Source organism: Streptomyces sp. P9-A4, assembly GCF_036634195.1.
GTDB lineage: Bacteria > Actinomycetota > Actinomycetes > Streptomycetales > Streptomycetaceae > Streptomyces.
Genome location: NZ_JAZIFY010000001.1, coordinates 5,488,810 through 5,509,101, shown reverse-complemented (window position 1 = coordinate 5,509,101; position 20,292 = coordinate 5,488,810). Strand labels below are relative to the sequence as shown.

Sequence of the window (20,292 nt, the reverse complement as noted above, 5' to 3'; positions counted from 1 at the left end):
GTCTCGCCGCCGTCGGCCGGCCCCCGGCCCGCTTCCGGTCCCGCCGCCGTCCGCCGGCCCCCGGCCCGCTTCCGGTCCCGCCGCCGTCCGCCGGCCCCCGGCCCGCTTCCGGGAGGGAGCCTCGGCCCTCGGCGGCGCCCCCGCTCCCCCGGCGCCCTCAGCCCTCCTTGCGGATGCGCGTGATGCTCGCCGCGCGATAGGCGTCGGCCTCCTCCAGGGTCTCGTTCTCCAGGAGCGCCGCGGCCAGCGCGTCCAGCTGGTCGCGGTGCTCCTGGAGCAGCCGTACGGCCTTCTCGTAGCACTCGTCGACGATCCGGCGCATCTCCGCGTCGACGGTGTCGAGGGTCGAGGGGGCCGCCGAGAGGCCGTACGCCCCCTGTGTGTCGCCCGGGATGGCGGTGAGCCGGCCCACGCGCTCGCTCATGCCCCAGCGTCCCGTCATGCCCCGGGCGATGTTGGTGACCTGCTCCAGGTCGCTCTCGGAGCCGGTGGTGACGACCCCGAACACCACCTGTTCGGCGGCCATGCCGCCGAGGGCGCCGATGATCCGGCCGCGCAGGTAGTCCTCGGTGTAGGCGTACTTGTCGGAGTCGGGGGTGGAGAGGGTGACGCCGAGGGCCCGGCCGCGCGGCACGATGGTGATCTTGCGGACCGGGTCGGCGCCGGGCTGGAGCATGCCGAGCAGGGCGTGGCCGCTCTCGTGGTACGCGGTGCGGCGGCGTTCCTCCGCGGGCATCACCAGCGGGCGTTCCGCGCCGAGCTGGACCTTCTCCAGGGCGTCGGACAGGTCGGACTGGGTGACGGCCTTCTGTTCGCGCTTGACGGCGAGCAGGGCGGCCTCGTTGGCGAGGTTGGCGAGTTCGGCGCCGGTCATGCCGGGGGTCGTCCGCGCCACCTGCTCCAGGTCGACGTTCTTGGCCAGCGGGATCTCCCGGGTGTGGATCCTGAGGATGGCCTCGCGGCCGCCCCGGTCGGGCGGGTTGACGTGGACGATCCGGTCGAAGCGGCCGGGCCGGGTGAGGGCGGGGTCCAGGACGTCGGCGCGGTTGGTGGCGGCGAGGACGATGACGCCCTCGGAGCCGGTGAAGCCGTCCATCTCGGTGAGGATCTGGTTGAGGGTCTGTTCGCGCTCGTCGTGGCCGCCCATGCCGGAGCCGCCGCCGCGGGCCCGGCCGATGGTGTCGATCTCGTCGATGAAGATGATCGCCGGGGCGACCTTGCGGGCCTCGGCGAACAGCTCGCGGACCCGGGAGGCGCCGACGCCCACGATCATCTCGATGAACTCGGACGCGGAGGCGGAGAAGAACGGCACCCCGGCCTCGCCCGCGACGGCGCGGGCGAGCAGGGTCTTCCCGGTGCCGGGCGGGCCGGCCAGCAGGACGCCGCGGGGCATCTTGGCGCCCATCTCGCGGTAGGCCTGCGGGTTCTTGAGGAAGTCCACGACGTCGTTGAGTTCGCCCGCGACCTCGTCGATGCCGGCGACGTCGGCGAAGGTGGTGCGCTGTCCGCCCTCCAGTTCCACGGGTTTGGGCGGAGTCTTGCGGCCGAGCATGCCGCCCGCGCCGCCCATGCCCGCGCTCATCCGGCGGGCGATGAACACCCACAGGACGACGAGCAGCAGCATCGGGGCGAGCGAGATGAGGAGGTTGGCGAGGAAGCTGCGTTCCTGGACGACGGGTTCGGCGGTGACGATGACGTTCTGCTTGGTGAGCTGCGCCCACAGTCCGTCGTCGGCGAAGGCCGGCCGCTGGGTCTTGAACTTGGTGTAGTCGCCGTCGCCGTCGGGGACGGGCTGCTTGTTCTTCAGCTGCCCCTGGATCGCGTCGCCCTTGGAGTAGATCTTGGTGACGTTCCCGGCCGCGACCTGCTTGTCGAACTCGGTGTACGAGATCGTCGGCTCGTCGCCCTTGTTGAAGAACGACAGGACGATGTTGGCGATCAGGTAGACGACGAGCGCGGTGAGGATGAGGCTGCCCCAGCCTCCCGGCATCCGCTTCTTCGGCGAGGGGGGCGGCGGGGCCCCTTCCGAGCGCCAGGGCTGGTCGGTCCGGTCGCGCGGGGGTACGGGGTTGGCCACGTGGCTCTCCTCGGGGCGGCTGTGGCCCCAGTATCGGAGAGCGGGACGAACCCGGCATCGCGGGCGGTCCGCAGGGGTGAAAAGGGGCCCGGGGCGGTTTCGTACCGCCCCGGGCCCCTTCTCGTACGAGCCGTCAGCCCATGAACTTCTTGAACTCCTCCGGGAGCTCGAAGTCCTTCGGCGTCTGTCCCGGCGCGGGCAGGCCGAAGGCGCCGCCCTGCTGCGCCTGGTCGCGGCGCTCGGCGGCGGCCTGCTCCTCGGCCTTCCGCTTCATCGGGTTGCCGCTCTTGCGCTTGCCCTTGGCCTGCTTGACCTGCTTCTTCTGCCGGCCGGGGCCGCCGCCCATGCCGGGCATGCCCGGCATGCCGGGGAGGCCGCCGCCCTGCGCCATGCGCGACATCATCTTGCGGGCCTCGAAGAACCGCTCGACCAGGCTCTTCACGGCGCTGACCTCGACGCCCGAACCCTTGGCGATACGGGCACGGCGGGAGCCGTTGATGATGGTCGGGTCCTGGCGCTCGGCCGGGGTCATCGACTTGATGACGGCGGCCGTGCGGTCGACGTCCCGCTCGTCGATGTTGGCGATCTGCTCCTTCATCTGCCCCATGCCGGGGAGCATGCCGAGCAGCTTGCTGATGGAGCCCATCTTGCGGACCTGCTCCATCTGCGCCAGGAAGTCGTCGAGGGTGAAGTCCTCGCCCTTCTTCGAGGCGAGCTTCGAGGCCATCTTGGCGGCCTCTTCCTCGTTGAAGGTCTGCTGCGCCTTCTCGATGAGGGAGAGCATGTCGCCCATGCCGAGGATGCGGGACGCCATGCGGTCCGGGTGGAACGCGTCGAACTCGTCCAGCTTCTCGCCGTTGGAGGCGAACATGATCTGCTTGCCGGTGACGTGCGCGATGGAGAGCGCGGCACCACCGCGGGCGTCGCCGTCGAGCTTGGAGAGGACGACGCCGTCGAAGCCGACGCCGTCGCGGAAGGCCTCGGCGGTGTTGACCGCGTCCTGGCCGATCATGGCGTCGACGACGAAGAGGACCTCGTCGGGCGAGGTGGCGTCGCGGATGTCCGCGGCCTGCTGCATCAGCTCCTGGTCGATGCCGAGGCGGCCGGCGGTGTCGACGATGACCACGTCGTACATCTTGGTCCGCGCGTACTCGATGGAGTCCTTGGCGACCTGGACCGGGTCGCCGACGCCGTTGCCGGGCTGGGGGCCGTAGAAGGCCACGCCCGCGCGCTCGGCGACGACGCCGAGCTGGGTGACGGCGTTGGGGCGCTGGAGGTCGCAGGCGACGAGCAGCGGGGAGTGGCCCTGGCCCTTGAGCCAGAGGCCGAGCTTTCCGGCGAGGGTGGTCTTACCGGCACCCTGGAGGCCGGCGAGCATGATCACGGTGGGGCCGGACTTGGCGAAGCGCAGGCGGCGGGTCTCGCCGCCGAGGATGCCGACGAGCTCCTCGTTGACGATCTTGATGACCTGTTGGGCCGGGTTCAGGGCCTGCGAGACCTCGATGCCGAGGGCGCGTTCCTTGACCTGCTTGATGAAGGACCGGACGACCGGCAGGGCGACATCCGCTTCGAGCAGCGCGATACGGATTTCGCGCGCGGTGGCGTCGATGTCCGCCTCGGACAGACGGCCCTTGCCGCGGAGGTTCTTGAAGGTCGCTGCAAGGCGGTCGGAGAGGGTATCGAACACGGCGGTCGCGGATCCTCGGTGTCGGGGGCGGTCGGACTGCCCTCCAGGGTATCGGGCCGCTCGAAGTGTGTGCCCCCGCCCGCCGAATCCGGGCGCGCGGGAACGGTCGGATCAGGGGTTCGGGGGTCAGAGGTTCGGGGCTTCAGGGCTCACCGCAGCGCCTCCTCCAGGGCCCTCGCCAGGTCGATCGCCTCCTCGTCCGGGAGGGGGGAGCCGTCCGGGCGGGTCACGTACAGGGTGTCGACGGCGTTCGCGCCCAGTGTGGAGACGTGGGCGCTGCGGACGCGTACCTCGGCGCCCTCCAGGGCTCGGCCGATGCGGTGGAGGAGGCCGGGGGCGTCCTGGGCGCGGACCTCGATGACCGAGGCGCGGTGGGAGGCGGCGGGGGCGACGGTGACGCGGGGCGGTGGGGCCGTGAGGCCCCGGCGGCGCGGGTAGGCGGCTTCGCGTTCGGCGAGGCGGGCGGGGATGTCGAGGGTGCCGTCGAGGGCGCGGACGAGGTCGGTGCGGAGCCGGGCGGCCTCGGGCAGGGAGCCGTATTCGGCGGCGACCCGCCAGTCGAGGACGAGGACGGGGCGGGTGCCGAGTTCGCTGGGGAGGTCGACGGCGCGGAGGTCGGCGGCGCGGACGGTGAGCCGGTGGAGGGCGAGGACGCCGGCGACGGCGGGCAGGACGCCGGGCCGTTCGGGGAGGGCGATGACGAGTTCGACGCCGACGGGTTCGGCGCCGTCCGGGTCGGCGGGGCCGGGTTCGGCGGGCGGTTCGGTGCGGGCGTGGAGGGCGAGGACGGGTTCGCCGGTGCGGAGGGCCTCGACGGCGAGGCGTTCCTGTTCGGCGCTGGGGGCGGCGGCCTCGGGGTCGGGCGGCTCCTCCCCCGTGAGGACGCCCGCGACGCGTTTGACGAGGTCGTCGACGAGCAGGGCGCGCCAGCCGGACCAGGCGGCGGGTCCGGTGGCGAGCGCGTCGGCCTCGGTGAGGGCGTGCAGGAGTTCCAGGGTGCCGACGGTGCCGACGGCGGTGGCGACGGAGTGGACGGTGGCGGGGTCGTCGAGGTCGCGCCGGGTGGCGGTCTCGACGAGGAGGAGGTGGTGGCGGACGACGGTGGCGAGGGTGGCGGCGTCGGTGCGGTCGAAGCCGATGCGTGCCGCGAGGTCGCGGGCGATGGTCTCGCCGGCGACGGAGTGGTCGCCGGGCCAGCCCTTGCCGATGTCGTGGAGGAGGGCGGCGACGAGGAGGAGGTCGGGGCGGCCGACGCGGCGGGTGAGGGCGGCGGCGCGTACGGCTGTCTCGACGAGGTGGCGGTCGACGGTCCAGGTGTGGACGGGGTTGCGCTGGGGGCGGCAGCGGACGCGTTCCCAGTCGGGGAGGAGGCGGGTGACGAGGCCTTCGGCTTCGAGGGCCTCCCAGACGGGGACGGTGGCCTCGCCCGCGCCGAGGAGGGTGACGAGTTCCTCGCGGGCCTCGGCGGGCCAGGGCACGGGGAGGGGTCTGGCGGTGGCGGCGAGGCGGCGTACGGCGTGGAGGGAGAGGGGCAGGGCGGACTGGGCGGCCGCGGCGGCGGCCCTGAGCGGGAGGACGGGGTCGCGTTCGGGGCGGGCGGCGCGGGCGAGGACGACCTCGCCGTCCATCTCGACGACTCCTTCGGCGAGCGGGGTGCGTTCGACGGGTGGTTTCCCGGCGCCGGACCGGCCGCTGAGGAGGGCGCGCAGCCGGGGCCGGGCGGAGCGGGCCTTGAGGACGCGGTTGACCTCGCGCCAGGTGACGTCGGTGGCGTACGCGATGGTCCGGGCGGCTTCGTAGACCTCGCGGAGGAGGGTGTCGGCGTCGAGGAGGCCGAGTTCGGCGGCGACGGCGTCCTGTTCCTGGAGGGCGAGCCGGTCGGTGGCGCGGCCGGTGGTGAGGTGGAGGGCGTCGCGGACGTCGAGGAGGCGGCGGCGGGCGGCGTCGAGGCCTTCGCGGGGGGCGTCGGCGAGCCAGGAGGCGGCGACGGCGCGGAGGGCCTGGGCGTCGCGGAGGCCGCCGCGGGCCTCTTTGAGGTCGGGTTCGAGAAGGTACTGGAGCTCGCCGGTGCGTTCGGCGCGTTCGCGGCAGAGGGCGTCGAGTTCGGGGAGGCGTCCGGGGGCCTGGTTGCGCCAGTCGGCGAGGACGGTGGTGCGCAGCGCGGTGACGAGTCCGTGGTCTCCGGCGACGGGGCGGGCGTCGAGGAGTCCGAGGTGGACCTTGAGGTCGTCGGAGGCGGTGGCGCGGGCTTCGGCGGGGGTGCGGACGGAGTGGTCGAGGGCGAGTCCGAGGTCCCAGACGGGGTACCAGAGCCGGTCGGCGAGGGCTGCGACGGCGGTCTTGTCGGCGCTGCCGTCGTGGAGCAGGAGGAGGTCGAGGTCGCTGCGGGGGGAGAGTTCGGCGCGGCCGTAGCCGCCGACGGCGACGAGGGCGGTGCCTCGGGGTGGTGCGGCGGCGGCGAAGAGGCCGGCCAGCCAGGTGTCGGTGAGGCGGGCGAGGGCGGCGCGGCGCGGCGGCCCGGACCGCTCCTTCTCGTGGAGGAGGAGCAGTCGGGCCGCCGCGTATCCGCCGGGTCCCGGCTCTTCGGTCTCTTCGCTGACTTCGAGGCTCGTCACCCGGCGGCTCCTTCGTGTGCGCTTACAGTGCGTCCGGACCGCGTTCGCCGGTGCGGACCCGTACGGCGGTCTCGACCGGCACGCTCCACACCTTGCCGTCTCCGATCTTGCCGGTTCGGGCGGCCTTGACGACGACGTCGATGAGCTGTTCGGCGTCCTCGTCCTCGACGAGGACCTCGATGCGGATCTTGGGGACCAGGTCGACGGTGTACTCGGCGCCCCGGTAGACCTCGGTGTGGCCGCGCTGGCGGCCGTAGCCGCTGGCTTCGGTGACGGTGAGGCCGTGGACGCCGAACGCCTGGAGGGCCTCCTTGATCTCGTCGAGCCGGTGCGGCTTCACGACCGCGGTGATGAGCTTCATGCGTCCACCTTCTTGTTCTCGCTCGGGGCGGGCGTGGCCGCGGAGGTACCGCGTCCTGTGATGCCGCCGCCGGCTCCGCTGAAGTCGTACGCGGTCTCGGCGTGCTCGACCTGGTCGATGCCGGAGACCTCGTCGTCCTCGGTGACCCTCATGCCCATGGTCCTGTCGATGATCAGGGCGAGGATCGCGGAGGCGATCAGAGAGTAGGCGAGGACGGCGAGGACGCCGACGGCCTGCTTGCCGAGCTGGTCGAGGCCGCCGCCGTAGAAGAGGCCCTTGGCGTCGGACTGGACGCCGCCGGTGGCGAAGAGGCCGACGAGGAGGGAGCCGATGACGCCGCCGACGAGGTGGACGCCGACGACGTCGAGGGAGTCGTCGTAGCCGAACCTGTACTTGAGGCCGACGGCCATGGCGCAGAGGAGGCCGGCGACGGCGCCGACGGCGATCGCGCCGAGGGGGCTGACGGCGCCGCCGGACGGGGTGATGGCGACGAGGCCGGCGACGGCGCCGGAGGCTGCGCCGAGGGTGGTGAAGGCGCCGTGGCGGATCTTCTCGTAGGCGAGCCAGGCGAGCATGGCGGCGGCGGTGGCGACCTGGGTGTTGACGAACATCACGGCGCCGACGCCGTCGTCGTTGCCGAGCCAGGAGCCGGCGTTGAAGCCGAACCAGCCGAACCAGAGGAGGCCGGCGCCGAGCATGACGAGCGGGAGGCTGTGGGGGCGCATCGGGTCCTTCTTGAAGCCGACGCGCTTGCCGATGACGAGGATGACGCCGAGGGCGGCGGCGCCGGCGTTGATGTGGACGGCGGTGCCGCCGGCGAAGTCGATGACGCCCATGTCGAAGAGCCAGCCGCCGGAGCCCCAGACCCAGTGGGCGACGGGGAAGTAGACGATCGTGACCCAGAGGGTGATGAAGAGGGCCCAGGCGGTGAACTTGACGCGGTCGGCGAGGGCGCCGCTGATGAGGGCGGGGGTGATGATCGCGAACATCAGCTGGAAGACGGCGAAGACGTACACCGGGATGGTGTAGCCGTCCCAGAGTTCGGTGATGCCGATGCCGCTGAGTCCGACGTAGTCGGAGGACCAGCCGACGATCGAGCCGATGTCGGTGCCGAAGGCGACGCTGAAGCCGAAGAGGACCCAGAGGATCGTGACGATCCCGAGGCTGATGAAGCTCATCATCAGCATGTTCAGGGTGGACTTGACGCGGACCATGCCTCCGTAGAAGAAGGCGAGTGCCGGGGTCATCAGCATGACCAGGGCGGAGCAGATGAGCATGAACCCGGTGTTGGCGGCGGACAGCTCGGGGGCGTCTGCTGCCAGGGTCGTGATGGCTGGTGCCATCGGCGTCTCCTCGTCGTCGGATGCGGCCTGTGCGGGGCGTGGCCGGGGAGCGGCTCGGCCATGAGGGGTGGCCGGTTATGGGCCAGAGATTCGCGCAGCGCGGTTTCCGCCGATGCCGCTCGATGTTTCGGAGCGGTGACGAAGGGGTGGGGCGTGTTACGCGACCGTGAACGGCCGTGTCGTTCCGGGGCGCGGCCCGTTCCCCGCGCGCGGGAATGAGGACCGGCCGCGCCGGGCGTCCGTGTGACCTTGCGGCGGGGGAGCCGAGTCGGGCAGTACGGGACGTTCGGCGCGGCCGGAGTGCGGGGCGCGCGGATGCCGGGGCGGGTCAGACCGCTTCGGCGGCCTCGGGCAGCAGCTGGGTGAGGCGGTCGGTGAGCTGGAGGACGTCGGCGACGTCGCCGAAGTTGCGGGCGGCGTGGTCGACGGTCTTGCGGAGGCGGGTGTTGACCCGCTCGGAGCGGATGCTGCGGGCGACTCCGAGGGCCTTCTCGGCGAGGACGACGGACTGTTCCGGTTCGCGCTTGAGGAGGTGGACGGTGGCCATGCCGATGAGGTTGAGGGCGTACGACCGCTGGTGGTCGGTGTCCTTCTCGAAGAGCTCGACGGCCCGTTCCATGACGGGTTCGGCGAGTGAGGCGTAGGTCGGGGAGCGTCCGGCGACGTAGGCGAGGTCGCGGTAGGAGTGGGAGTTCTCGCCGTTGAGTTCGGCTTCGGAGAAGAAGCCGATCCAGTCGGGCTCGGGTTCGCCGTCGATGCCGACGTCGGCGAAGGTGTCCTCGGCCATCCGGACGGCCCGCTTGCACTTGGAGGGCTGGCCCATGTTGGCGTAGGCGCGGGCCTCCATCGCATACAGCATGGCCTGGGTGCGGGCGGTGGCGCAGTCCCGACTGCCGTACTGGGCGAGGTGGATGAGTTCGAGGGCGTCGTCGGGCCGGCCGAGGTGGATCATCTGGCGGCTCATCGAGGACAGGATGTACGAGCCGAGGGGCTTGTCGCCGGCTTCCTTGGCGGCGTGCAGGGCGAGCACGAAGTACTTCTGGGCGGTGGGCTGGAGGCCCACGTCGTAGCTCATCCAGCCGGCGAGTTCGGCGAGTTCGGCGGCGCAGGTGAAGAGGCGTTTGGCGGTGGCGGCGGGCTGGGGTTCCTGGAGGAGGTCGGTGACCTCGTGGAGCTGGCCGACGACGGCCTTGCGCCGGAGTCCGCCGCCGCACTGGGCGTCCCATTTGCGGAACATGGCGGTGGTGGACTCCAGGAGGTCGAGTTCGATCTCGGAGAGCCGGTTGGGGCGGCGGGCGTCGGCGAGGGTGTCGGGGCGCTCGATGTCGCCGGCGGGGGTGGGGACGAGCCAGCGCTGCATAGGTTCGATGAGGGAGGGTCCGGCGGCGAGCGCGAGCGAGGAGCCGAGGAAGCCCCGGCGGGCGAGCATGAGGTCGCTGCGGGAGAACTCGCTGAGCAGGGTGACCGTCTGGGGGCCGGCCCAGGGCAGGTCGACGCCGGAGACGGACGGCGACTGGTGGGCGATGCGCAGGCCGAGGTCCTCGATGGCGACGACGGAGCCGAAGCGTTCGGAGAACAGCTCGGAGAGGATGCGCGGGATGGGCTCGCGGGGCTGTTCGCCGTCGAGCCAGCGGCGTACGCGGGAGGTGTCCGTGGAGATGTGGTGCGCGCCCATCTGGCGTGCCCGGCGGTTCACTTGGCGCGCGAGTTCGCCCTTGGACCACCCGCTGCGCACGAACCACGAGCCCAGCTGCTCGTTCGGGCGCTTGCCGGCAGTCGTACCGTCTGCGCCGTTGTCGCCCACTGGAACGCCCCCATCCACCTGATTGCCTGTCGTGCGAACCCCTATCAGAATGCCGTGTCTCGCGGCACCCGTCCGGCGTTCGCTCTCCTTCGAACTGGAAACCGGGTTGCCTCCGGCATACCCGCGTGCGCAAGTGGCCCCGGGGGTTGAAGTACCGAAAGTAATCCTACGATCACCCCTCCACGAGGGCCTTTCGAGAAACGCCACCATTCGCCACCCCTTCGAATGAACTCGCCTGCGGTGGAACGCGATTCACTTGACATGCGACGAACCGGAGTCGGCGCACGGATGCGCGAAGAGGCGTGCGCGGCGGCCCGCACCACCCCGTGCGCGACCGTGCGCCAACCGACGGCGACGGACCGTGACGAAAGCTGACGACGGTGCTCCGGGTCGTAACCACCGGCGCGCTCGACCCGTTGGAGGGGACATGGGTTTCACGATCGGCATTCGTGAGATGCGGTCCGGCGCACGCCGCCGCGTACGCACCACGGAGTGCACCGCGGTGGCCGAGTACACAGGGCTGTGGGGCTGGGACGTGGTGCCGGGGACGCGGGCCGTCGCCGGCCGGTGCTCCTGCGGCGATCCGGCGTGTACGGCTCCGGGGGCGCACCCGCTCTCCTTCGCGGAACCGGTTCCGGCCGGCGCCGGTCTGGACGACGCGGCCAAGGCCTGGTCGGAGTATCCGGGCGCGGCGCTGATGCTGCCGGTGGGCAGGTCCTTCGACGTGATCGAGGTCGCCGAGGCGGCGGGCCGGCGGGCGCTCGTGCGCCTGGAGCGCATGGGGCTGCCGCTCGGTCCGGTGTGCGCGACACCGACGGGCCGCGCGCGGTTCTTCGTGGCGCCGGGGGCGGCGGCCGAACTGCCGCGGCTGCTGTACCGGATGGGCTGGGACGACGCGGATCTGGATCTGCACGGTCTGGGGCCCGGCGGTCACATCACCGCTCCCCCGTCGGATCTCGGCGGTCTCGGGCCGGTGCGCTGGCTGCGCCCGCCGACCCTGGACACGGCGGGGTCGCCGCCGCAGGCACGACTGCTGCTCGGCACCCTGGCGTACATCTGCCATCGGACGCGCTACTGAGCGCACGGCATGCGTGAGGGACCCCGGCCCGCACGGCATCCGTGAAGCCCCCGCCGCGCACGGCATGCGTGAGGGCCCCCGCCGGAGGTCGGCGGGGGCCCTCACGCGGCTGAGCGGGGACGGCGGTCAGTCGCCGATCAGGGCGTCGACGAAGGCGCCGGGCTCGAAGGGGGCCAGGTCGTCCGGGCCCTCGCCCAGGCCGACCAGCTTGACCGGTACGCCCAGCTCGCGCTGGACGGCGACGACGATGCCGCCCTTGGCGGTGCCGTCGAGCTTGGTCAGGACGATGCCGGTGATGTCGACGACCTCGGCGAAGACCCGGGCCTGGATCAGACCGTTCTGGCCGGTGGTGGCGTCGAGGACGAGGAGGATCTCGTCGAGCGGGCCGTGCTTCTCGACGACGCGCTTGACCTTGCCGAGCTCGTCCATGAGGCCGGTCTTGGTGTGGAGCCGGCCGGCGGTGTCGATGAGGACGACGTCGGCGCCCTCCGCGATGCCCTCCTTGACGGCGTCGTAGGCGATCGACGCCGGGTCGCCGCCCTCCGGGCCGCGGACGGTGCGGGCGCCGACGCGCTCGCCCCAGGTCTGGAGCTGGTCGGCGGCGGCGGCACGGAAGGTGTCGGCCGCGCCGAGGACGACGGACTTGCCGTCGGCGACGAGGACGCGGGCGAGCTTGCCCGTGGTGGTGGTCTTGCCGGTGCCGTTGACGCCGACGACCATGACCACGCCGGGCACGTCCGCGGGGCTCTCGGTGTGCACCGTGCGGTCGAGGTCGGGGCCGAGCAGGGCGACCAGCTCCTCGCGGAGCAGCGCGCGCAGCTCCTCCGGGGTGCGGGTGCCGAGCACGCGGACCCGCTCGCGCAGCCGCTCGACGAGCTCCTGGGTGGGGGCGACGCCGACGTCGGCGGTGAGGAGGGTCTCCTCGATCTCCTCCCAGGTGTCCTCGTCGAGGTGCTCGCGGGACAGGAGCGTCAGGAGCCCCTTGCCGAGCGAGTTCTGGGAGCGGGCGAGCCGGGCCCGGAGCCGTACGAGACGGCCGGCGGTGGGCTCGGGCACCTCGATCTCGGGTGCCGCCGGCTCGGCGACGACGGGGTCCTCGACGGCGGCCGGCGTCTCGGCGGCCTCCTCGGCGGGGAGCTGGACCTCCTCGACCGTGCGGCGTGGTTCCTCCCGCGGCGTCTCCGCCTCCTCGCCGACGTGCGGTTCGGCGGGCGGAGCGGTGATGGTCGGCGTGGTGGACGGCGGCTCGGCGGGCGGCAGCTGCTTCTTCTTGCGGCCGCTGATCACGAGCCCGCTCGTCACGGCGACCGCGACGACCAGAGCGATGACTACAGCAAGGATGAGTTCCATAACCTGACCAGTATCGGCCAAGAAGCGACCGGAGACGGAGCACGTACGCTGGATGGGTCCCCCCACATCTGCACGGAGTACCCCCATGCCCCACGCCTCCGAAGCCGAAGGCGCGACGCTCGACGGCGCCGTGGAGACCCGCGGTCTCGAGCCCGTCCCCGACGCCGAGCGGACCGGCCGGGTCCGCGAGCTCTTCCCGACCTGGGTCGCCGCGAACATCAGCGTGCTGCTGCTCACGATGGGCGCCGGTCTCATCGTCTTCAACGGTCTGAACTTCTGGCAGGTGCTGGCCGTGGCGGTCGCCGCGCCCGTCCTCTCGTACGGGATCGTCGGGCTGATCTCGATCGCGGGGAAGCGCGGCGGGGCGCCCGGGATGGCGCTGTCGCGGGCCGTGTTCGGTCAGCGGGGAAACCTCTTCCCGGGTGCGCTGATCTGGGTGGCCCGGTGGGGCTGGGAGACCATCAACGCGGTGACCGGCGCGTACGCGGTGCTGACCGTGCTGGACCTGCTCTTCGGCGTGAAGTCGAACACGCTGCTCATCGTGGTGACCCTGCTGCTCTTCGTCACCTGCACCTTCCTGGTGTCGGGGCTCGGGATCAACGCGCTGCGGGTGTGCAGCAAGTGGTCCACGTACGTCTTCGGTGCCTTCTCGGTGCTCGTGCTGGTGTATCTGGTGGCGAACACGGACTGGTCGGCGGTCTTCGGCAGGCCGGCCGGTTCGACGGCGATGATGGTCGCGGGGATCGGCACGATCGCCGCGGGCGGCATCAGCTGGGTGCCCTCGGGCCCGGACTTCACCCGCTATCTGCCTCGTACGGCCTCGTCGCGGGCGATGGTCGGCACGACGGTCGGCGGCGCCGGGATCGTGGTCCTGCCGATGGTGCTGATGGGCGCGGTGATGGCGGTGTCGACGCCGGACCTGGCCTCGGCGCAGGACCCGGTCTCGTTCATCGGTGAGCTGCTGCCGATGTGGATCTCGGTGCCGTACCTGGTGATCGCCCTGCTCGGGATGCTGCTGATCAACTCGATGTCGATGTACTCGGCCGGGTTCACCGCGCAGACCCTCGGGATCAAGGTGCCGCGTGCGGCGGCGGTCAGTGTGAACGCGGTGATCAGCCTGGTCTTCGGCTTCCTGCTGATGGTGGTGGCGACCAGCTTCATCGGTTCGTTCATCTCCTTCCTGACGCTGCTCGCGGTGGCGTTCTCGGCGTGGATCGGGGTCTTCGGCGTGGACATGCTGCGCCGGCGGTCGTACGACGCGGTGGCGCTGATGGACACCACGCGGACCAGCGCGTACTGGTACCGGGGCGGTTTCGCCTGGCAGGCGATGACGGCGTGGGCGGTGGCGCTGCTCATGGGTCTGCTGTTCACGAAGGTCGACTGGTTCGCGGGGCCGCTGGCCTCGTCCTGGATCGGTGAGAACGGGCTGGGCTGGGCGGCGACGATCGTGGTGGCGGGCGGGCTGTACGCCGTGCTGCCGCGGACGCCCGTGAAGGCGGCGGTGGAGCCCGCCGGGGTGCGCGAGACCGTTTCCATCTGACGCTGCGTCAGATAACGTCCCCCTTCGCCGCTATCCCACCCGCGGAGGGGGACTTCCCATGCCGTTCAGCGTCGTACGGTTCAACCTCGTCGATCCCCGCGCGACCCCCGAATCCCTCTCCGCCCGCTACCGGGCCGCCGTCGAGATGGCCGCGTACGCCGACGGGCACGGGGTCGACACCGTGCAGACCGAGGAGCACCACGGGGTCGAGAACAACTGGCTGCCCTCCCCCTTCGCCTTCGCGGGCGCGGTCTTCGGGGCCACGGAACGGATCGCGGTCACCGTCTCGGCGATCATCGGCCCGCTGCACGATCCGCTGCGGCTGGCCGAGGACATCGCGGTCCTGGACCTGCTGAGCGGGGGCCGCCTGGTGACGGTGGCGGGCATCGGGTACCGGCCGGAGGAGTACGAGGAGCGCGGGGTCGACTGGGGGCGGCGCGGCAAGCTCCAGGACCTGCTGCTGGAGACCCTGCTCACGGCGTGGACCGGGGAGCCGTTCACCTATCAGGGCCGTACGGTACGGGTCACCCCGCGGCCCTTCACCCAGCCTCATCCGATGCTGCTGGTCGGGGGGTCGTCGCGGGCGGCGGCGCGGCGGGCGGCGCGGCTGGGGCTGCCGTTCTTCCCCAGCGCGCATCTGCCGGAGCTGGAGACGTACTACCGGGAGCGGTGCGCGGAGTACGGCACGGAGGGCTGGACGATGATGCCCGCCGAGGAGACCCCGCTGCTGCATCTGTCGGAGGACCCGGACCGGACCTGGGCGGAGTACGGGGAGCACTTCCTGCACGAGGCGCGGACGTACGCCTCCTGGCAGTCGAAGGACATCCGTTCGGCGGTCCGGTCGACGGCGACGACGGTGGCCGAGCTGCGCGCGGAGGGCGTCTACCGGGTCGTCACCCCGCAGGAGTGCGCGGCGCTCGGTCTGGAGAGCCTCGTGCTGCATCCGCTGTGCGGCGGGATGCCGGTGGAGGAGGGGTGGCGGAGCCTGCGGCTGTTCTGCGACGAGGTGCTGCCTCGGCTGGGGGCCTGAGCGGCGCGGCGCGGGGCGTGGGACCCGTACGACGGTGGACTGCCCCGGCGCGAGGCACGGGGGTCTCGGGCCGGGGCGGTTCCGTGGGTGAGGAGAGGGGCAGCGGGGATCAGCCCATCTCCTCCAACGCCTTGCCCTTGGTCTCCTTGACGTACCTGAGCACGAAGGGGATCGAGAGCACGGCGAAGACCGCGTAGATGATGTAGGTGCCGGAGAGGTTCCACTCCGCGAGGGACGGGAAGCTGGCGGTGATGGCCCAGTTGGCGATCCACTGGGCGGAGGCGGCGACGCCGAGGGCGGCGGCGCGGATCTTGTTGGGGAACATCTCGCCGAGGAAGACCCAGACCACCACGCCCCACGAGAGGGCGAAGAAGAGCACGAAGACATGGGCGGCGACGAGCGCCACGACGCCCTGGGTCTCGGGGAGCTTGCCGTCGACGAGGTCGGCGGAGAAGGCCCAGGCCTCGAAGGCGAGGGCGATCGCCATGCCGAAGGAGCCGACGAGGGCGAGCGGTTTGCGGCCGACCCGGTCGACCAGGACCATCGCGATCACGGTGCCGATGATGTTGATGATCGACGTGGTGAACGAGTAGAAGAACGAGCTGGACGGGTCGATGCCGACGGACTGCCAGAGCGTCGCGGAGTAGTAGAAGGCGACGTTGATGCCGACGAGCTGCTGGAAGACGGAGAGTCCGATGCCGACCCAGACGATGGGCAGCAGCCGGAAGCGGCTGCCGGTCACGAGCAGGTCCTTGAAGGTGGACTTGTGCTCGCTGCGCATGGCCCGGTCGATCTCGGCGACGCGCCGGTCGAGGTCGATGCCCTCGCCCTCGACCTCGGCGAGGACCTCCTTGGCCCGCGCGGTCCTGCCGACGGAGATGAGGAAGCGGGGGGACTCGGGGATGGCGAGGGAGAGCATGCCGTAGAGGAACGCGGGGACGACCATCACCCCGAGCATCCACTGCCAGGCCTCCAGGCCGCCGATCTTGCCGCGCTGGTCGCCGTCGGCGAGCTGGAGGATGCCGTAGTTGACGAGCTGGGAGATGGCGATGCCGATGACGATCGCGGCCTGCTGGAAGGAGCCGAGGCGGCCCCGGTAGGCGGCGGGGGCGACTTCGGCGATGTACGCGGGGCCGATGACGGAGGCCATGCCGATGGCGAAGCCGCCGACGATCCGCCAGAAGGCCAGGTCCCAGAGGGCGAAGGGCAGCGCGGAGCCCACCGCGCTGATGGCGAAGAGCACGGCGGAGATCTGCATGCAGCGGATGCGGCCGATGCGGTCGGCGATCCGGCCGGCGGTGGCGGCACCGATGGCGCAGCCGATCAGGGCGATGGCGATGACCTGCGCGAGGGTGCCGGAGCCGATGTCGTAGCGGTCCCGGATCGCCTCGACGGCGCCGTTGATGACGGAGCTGTCGTATCCGAAGAGGAAGCCGCCCATCGCGGCGGAGGCCGTGATGAAGATGACGTGGCCGAGGTGGTCCGGGTGAGCGGCTCGGCCTTCGGAAGGCGGCGGCGTGGGCGCCTGCGCGGTGCTGGTCACATGGACTCCATCGGTGGGGGGAGAGCCCTTCCAGTGGCGCACAACTTCACGCCGCCCACCACGTGAAGGTAAAAGCAACGTTGCAGAGACTATGCGTTCATGTTTCGAAGTCAAGACGCAATGTCGTATGACTTTATAAGCACGCAGCTGCTTCTTGAGTTCAGAACTTGAACACTTGGTCAGCGCAGCCGCTGGCTGATCACCTTCGAGACGCCGTCGCCCTGCATGGACACCCCGTACAGCGCGTCCGCGACCTCCATCGTCCGCTTCTGGTGGGTGATCACGATCAGCTGCGAGGACTCCTGGAGCTCCCGCATGATCCGGATCAGCCGCTGGAGGTTGGTGTCGTCGAGCGCCGCCTCGACCTCGTCCATCACATAGAACGGGCTGGGCCGCGCCTTGAAGATCGAGACGAGCAGCGCCACGGCGGTCAGCGAGCGCTCGCCGCCGGAGAGCAGCGAGAGCCGCTTGACCTTCTTGCCCGGCGGTCGGGCCTCCACCTCGACGCCGGTGGTCAGCATGTTGTCCGGGTCCGTGAGGATCAGCCGTCCCTCGCCGCCCGGGAAGAGCCGGGAGAACACGCCCTCGAACTCGCGGGCCGTGTCCCGGTACGCCTCGGTGAAGACCTGCTCGACCCTCAGGTCGACCTCCTTCACGACCTGAAGCAGGTCGGTACGGGTCTTCTTCAGGTCCTCCAGCTGCTCGGAGAGGAAGCGGTGCCGCTCCTCCAGCGCCGCGAACTCCTCCAGGGCCAGCGGGTTGACCTTGCCGAGCTGGTGGTACGCCCGTTCGGCGGCCTTGAGCCGCTTCTCCTGCTCCGAACGGATGAAGGGGCGCGGCGGCTCGTCGGCCCCGGCGGACGCCGCGCCCTCCCTGCCCGCCCGGCCCTCCGTGCCTTCCGCGCTTTCGGCCGTGGGCGAGGGGGGCACCGGCTGGTCCGGGCCGTACTCGTCGGTCAGGACCTTCGCCTCGACCCCGAACTCCTCCAGGGCCTTGGCCTCCAGCTGCTCGATCCGCAGCCGCTTCTCGGCGCCCAGCACCTCGCCCCGGTGGACGGAGTCGGTCAGCTTGTCCAGCTCGGCCTTGAGGCCGCGGCCCCGGTTCCGGGCCGCCGTCAGCCCCTCCTCCCGGTCGGCGCGCGCCGCCTGGGCCACCACCCGCTCCCGCTCGGCGCGGACGAGCGAGACCTCGATGTGGGCGAGGAGTCCCCGGGCGCCCGCCGCGACCGCGCCCGCGACCCGCTCCTCGTGGCGCAGCCGGGCCCGGCGCTGCTCGGCACGCGCGCGTGCCTCCCGTTCGGCGCGGGCGGCCCGGTCGAGCGAGTCGGCCCGGCCCGCGAGGCCCTTGACGCGCTCCTCGTGGGTACGGACCTGGAGCCGCGCCTCCATCTCGGTCTGGCGCGCGTTGGAGCCGTCGATCGCGAGCCGGTCGCGGGTGGCGGTGTCCGGTTCCTCGTCGCCGTCCCCGAACGCGGCGGCCTCCTGGGCCACGAGAAGCCGTTCGGCCAGTTCCTCGGCCTCGGCGGTCGCCTTCTCCAGGGCCTCCTGGGCGCGGGCGGCCGCCGCCGCGGTCCGCTCGGCCTCCCCCGCCGCTCCCCTGGCCTGGCCCGCGAGCCGCCCGAGCCGCTGGGCCACGGCGGACTTCTCGCGTTCGGCGGTACGGCGGAGGGCGTCGAGTTCCTCGACGAGCGCGGCGGCGGTACGGCGCCGCTCGTCGGCATCCCGCCGGGCGGCGGCCGACTCCTCGCAGCGTACGGCCAGTTCGTCGAGTTCGACGGCGGCCTCGGCCACCGAGGCCTGGACTTCGAGGAGGCTGGGCGCGCCGGCGGAGCCGCCCTGTGCGAAGTGCGGTCCGAGCAGGTCGCCCTCGGCGGTGACGGCGGTCAGCGTGGGCCTGGACCTGACCAGTTCGGCGGCCTCGTCCAGGTCGCCGACGACCACGACCCCGGCGAGCAGTCGGCGTACGGCGGCCATGAGTTCGTCGGGGCCCCGGACGAGGTCGGCGGCGTACGGGTGCGCCTCGGGTACGGCCGGGGAGGCGTCCGGTTCCGGGCCGCCGGCGAGGAGCAGGGAGGCGCGGCCGGCGTCCTGCTTGCGCAGCAGGCGGAGGGCTTCGGCGGCGGTGGCGGGGCCGGTGGCGGCGACCGCGTCGGCGGCGGCGCCGAGGGCGGTGGCGACGGGGATCTCGTAGCCCGGGGTGACGGTGAGGAGTTCGGCGGCGGGGCCGAGGACACCGCTGAGTCCGGCGGCGAGGAGTGCGCCGGTGCCGTCCTTGCGGCGCAGCCCGAGGGCGAGGGTGTCGTGCCGGGCCCGGGTGGCGGCGCGTCGGCGTTCGGCGTCGCCCGCGGCCTCGCGGGCGGCGCTCAGCGCGGCTTCCGCTTCGGCGAGTTCGCGGCGGGCGGCTTCGTGGCGCTCGCCCCGCGCGGTGTCGGCCGCGTCGAGCCCTTCGACCTCCGCCCGGAGCTGTTCGTACTCCTCCTGGGCGCTGGCGGCCCGCTCCCCCGCCTCGTCGCGGGCGGTGGCGAGGCGGTCGATCTCGGCCTGGGCGGAGGCGGCGCGCGAGCGTGCGGCGTTGACCTGGCCGTGGAGGCGGGCGAGGCCCTCGCGCCGGTCGGCGAGGGCACGGGCCAGGTCCTTGAGGCGTCGTTCCTCGTCGGCGAGCGAGCGTTCCAGCTCGGAGCGGTGGGCGACGGTGTCGTCCAGGGCCCGTTCGGCCGCTTCCAGGGCGGCTTCGAGCTCGGCCTCCTGCTCGCGGACGCGGGCGGCCTCGCGCTCCAGGTCCTCGGGGTCGCGTCCGCGTCGTTCCTCGGCGGGGGCGGTGGTGGCGCTCTTCACGCGCGCGTCGGCGAGCGAGACCGTGCCGCGTACGCGTTCGGCGAGCTGGGAGAGGGCGTACCAGTTCTGCTGGGCGCGCTCCAGGCGGGGCACGAGGGTGCGGGCCTCGGCTTCGAGTTCGGCCTCACGGGTGAGCGCGGTGCGCAGTTCGTGCTCGGTGGCCTCCTTGCGGGCGAGCAGGGCGGCTTCGTCGGCGACCTCGGCGGTCAGGGCCCGCTGGAGGTGGACGAGGTCGTCGGCGAGGAGGCGGAGGCGGGCGTCGCGCAGGTCGGCCTGGATGACGACGGCCCGGCGGGCGACGGCGGCCTGCCGGCCCAGGGGCTTGAGCTGGCGGCGGAGTTCGTCGGCGAGGTCCTGCACCCGTGCGAGGTTGGCCTGCATCGCGTCCAGTTTCCGCAGCGCCTTCTCTTTGCGCTTGCGGTGCTTGAGGACGCCGGCGGCCTCCTCGATGAAGGCGCGGCGGCCCATCGGGTCGGCGTGCAGGACGGAGTCGAGCTGTCCCTGTCCGACGATGACGTGCATCTCGCGTCCGATGCCGGAGTCGGAGAGCAGGTCCTGGAAGTCGAGCAGGCGGCAGGTGTCGCCGTTGATCTGGTACTCGCTGCTGCCGCCGCGGAACATGATGCGGGTGAGGGTGACCTCGGCGTAGTCGATGGGCAGCGCGCCGTCGGAGTTGTCGATGGTGAGCGAGACCTCGGCGCGGCCGAGCGGCGGGCGCCCGGTCGTGCCGGCGAAGATGACGTCCTCCATCTTGCCGCCGCGCAGCGACTTGGCGCCCTGCTCGCCCATCACCCAGGACAGGGCGTCCACGACGTTGGACTTGCCCGATCCGTTGGGGCCCACGACACAGGTGATTCCTGGCTCGAACCGCAGGGTGGTGGCCGAGGCGAACGACTTGAATCCGCGGAGGGTCAGGGCCTTGAGGTGCACCCCGCGGACTCTACCGGGGCCCGCGCGTTTCACCCGCTAACGGGCAGGGCAGATCCCCGGGTGAGAAGGGGTGGGACGAGGGGGAAACAGTGGGTGAAGC

Annotated in this window: 12 protein-coding genes; 3 read left to right on the top strand and 9 right to left on the bottom strand. The window is 72.1% G+C overall.

Annotation, left to right across the window (positions count from 1 at the left end; all coding sequences use genetic code 11):
• Positions 1 to 157 precede the first annotated feature (157 nt).
• From ftsH to nsdA, 6 genes are all read right to left on the bottom strand, one after another.
• The gene (gene ftsH / locus V4Y03_RS24935; RefSeq protein ID WP_317875277.1) at positions 158 to 2,077 is read right to left on the bottom strand and encodes an ATP-dependent zinc metalloprotease FtsH; all 1,920 of its coding nucleotides are present in this window, start codon (positions 2,075 to 2,077) and stop codon (positions 158 to 160) included.
• Between the two features lie 133 nt (positions 2,078 to 2,210).
• Positions 2,211 to 3,764, bottom strand: a complete 1,554-nt coding sequence (gene ffh / locus V4Y03_RS24930; RefSeq protein ID WP_332436339.1) for a signal recognition particle protein — start codon at positions 3,762 to 3,764, stop codon at positions 2,211 to 2,213.
• A 149-nt stretch (positions 3,765 to 3,913) separates the two neighbouring features.
• Positions 3,914 to 6,379 (bottom strand): [protein-PII] uridylyltransferase, encoded by a 2,466-nt coding sequence (locus tag V4Y03_RS24925; RefSeq protein WP_332436338.1) that lies wholly within the window; start codon positions 6,377 to 6,379, stop codon positions 3,914 to 3,916.
• 22 nt (positions 6,380 to 6,401) lie between these two features.
• Entirely contained in the window at positions 6,402 to 6,740 is a 339-nt protein-coding gene (locus V4Y03_RS24920) for a P-II family nitrogen regulator (RefSeq protein ID WP_015036464.1), read from the bottom strand.
• Complete coding sequence (locus V4Y03_RS24915; protein WP_332436337.1) at positions 6,737 to 8,083, bottom strand: ammonium transporter; 1,347 nt, start codon at positions 8,081 to 8,083, stop codon at positions 6,737 to 6,739. The genes V4Y03_RS24920 and V4Y03_RS24915 overlap by 4 nt, the downstream gene beginning before the upstream one ends.
• Before the next feature lie 328 nt (positions 8,084 to 8,411).
• Positions 8,412 to 9,887, bottom strand: coding sequence for a transcriptional repressor NsdA (gene nsdA / locus V4Y03_RS24910; protein WP_317875281.1), 1,476 nt, complete (start codon positions 9,885 to 9,887; stop codon positions 8,412 to 8,414).
• 427 nt (positions 9,888 to 10,314) lie between these two features.
• On the opposite strand from nsdA, the gene V4Y03_RS24905 reads away from it, so the two are divergent.
• Positions 10,315 to 10,965, top strand: coding sequence for a bifunctional DNA primase/polymerase (locus tag V4Y03_RS24905; RefSeq protein ID WP_332436336.1), 651 nt, complete (start codon positions 10,315 to 10,317; stop codon positions 10,963 to 10,965).
• Between the two features lie 126 nt (positions 10,966 to 11,091).
• On the opposite strand, the gene ftsY is transcribed toward V4Y03_RS24905, so the two are convergent.
• Positions 11,092 to 12,315, bottom strand: coding sequence for a signal recognition particle-docking protein FtsY (gene ftsY, locus V4Y03_RS24900; protein WP_317875283.1), 1,224 nt, complete (start codon positions 12,313 to 12,315; stop codon positions 11,092 to 11,094).
• 85 nt (positions 12,316 to 12,400) lie between these two features.
• On the opposite strand from ftsY, the gene V4Y03_RS24895 reads away from it, so the two are divergent.
• Positions 12,401 to 13,855, top strand: coding sequence for a cytosine permease (locus V4Y03_RS24895; RefSeq protein ID WP_317875284.1), 1,455 nt, complete (start codon positions 12,401 to 12,403; stop codon positions 13,853 to 13,855).
• A gap of 58 nt (positions 13,856 to 13,913) precedes the next feature.
• Positions 13,914 to 14,885, top strand: a complete 972-nt coding sequence (locus tag V4Y03_RS24890; RefSeq protein WP_317875285.1) for an LLM class flavin-dependent oxidoreductase — start codon at positions 13,914 to 13,916, stop codon at positions 14,883 to 14,885.
• A gap of 109 nt (positions 14,886 to 14,994) precedes the next feature.
• Here the strand turns inward: V4Y03_RS24890 and V4Y03_RS24885 are convergent, their stop codons facing one another.
• A complete protein-coding gene (locus V4Y03_RS24885; RefSeq protein ID WP_317875286.1) occupies positions 14,995 to 16,428 on the bottom strand; it encodes a sugar porter family MFS transporter in 1,434 nt (477 codons plus the stop codon).
• A 179-nt stretch (positions 16,429 to 16,607) separates the two neighbouring features.
• Positions 16,608 to 20,192 (bottom strand): chromosome segregation protein SMC, encoded by a 3,585-nt coding sequence (smc, locus tag V4Y03_RS24880; RefSeq protein WP_332436334.1) that lies wholly within the window; start codon positions 20,190 to 20,192, stop codon positions 16,608 to 16,610.
• Between the last annotated feature and the right edge of the window lie 100 nt (positions 20,193 to 20,292).

Bases quoted from the DNA above. Each gene is read 5' to 3' on its own strand.
- V4Y03_RS24915 (WP_332436337.1), bottom strand. From the start codon at position 8,083: ATGGCACCAGCCATCACGACCCTGGCAGCAGACGCCCCCGAGCTGTCC.
- V4Y03_RS24920 (WP_015036464.1), bottom strand. From the start codon at position 6,740: ATGAAGCTCATCACCGCGGTCGTGAAGCCGCACCGGCTCGACGAGATC.
- V4Y03_RS24905 (WP_332436336.1), top strand. From the start codon at position 10,315: ATGGGTTTCACGATCGGCATTCGTGAGATGCGGTCCGGCGCACGCCGC.
- V4Y03_RS24895 (WP_317875284.1), top strand. From the start codon at position 12,401: ATGCCCCACGCCTCCGAAGCCGAAGGCGCGACGCTCGACGGCGCCGTG.
- V4Y03_RS24890 (WP_317875285.1), top strand. From the start codon at position 13,914: ATGCCGTTCAGCGTCGTACGGTTCAACCTCGTCGATCCCCGCGCGACC.
- ftsY (WP_317875283.1), bottom strand. From the start codon at position 12,315: ATGGAACTCATCCTTGCTGTAGTCATCGCTCTGGTCGTCGCGGTCGCC.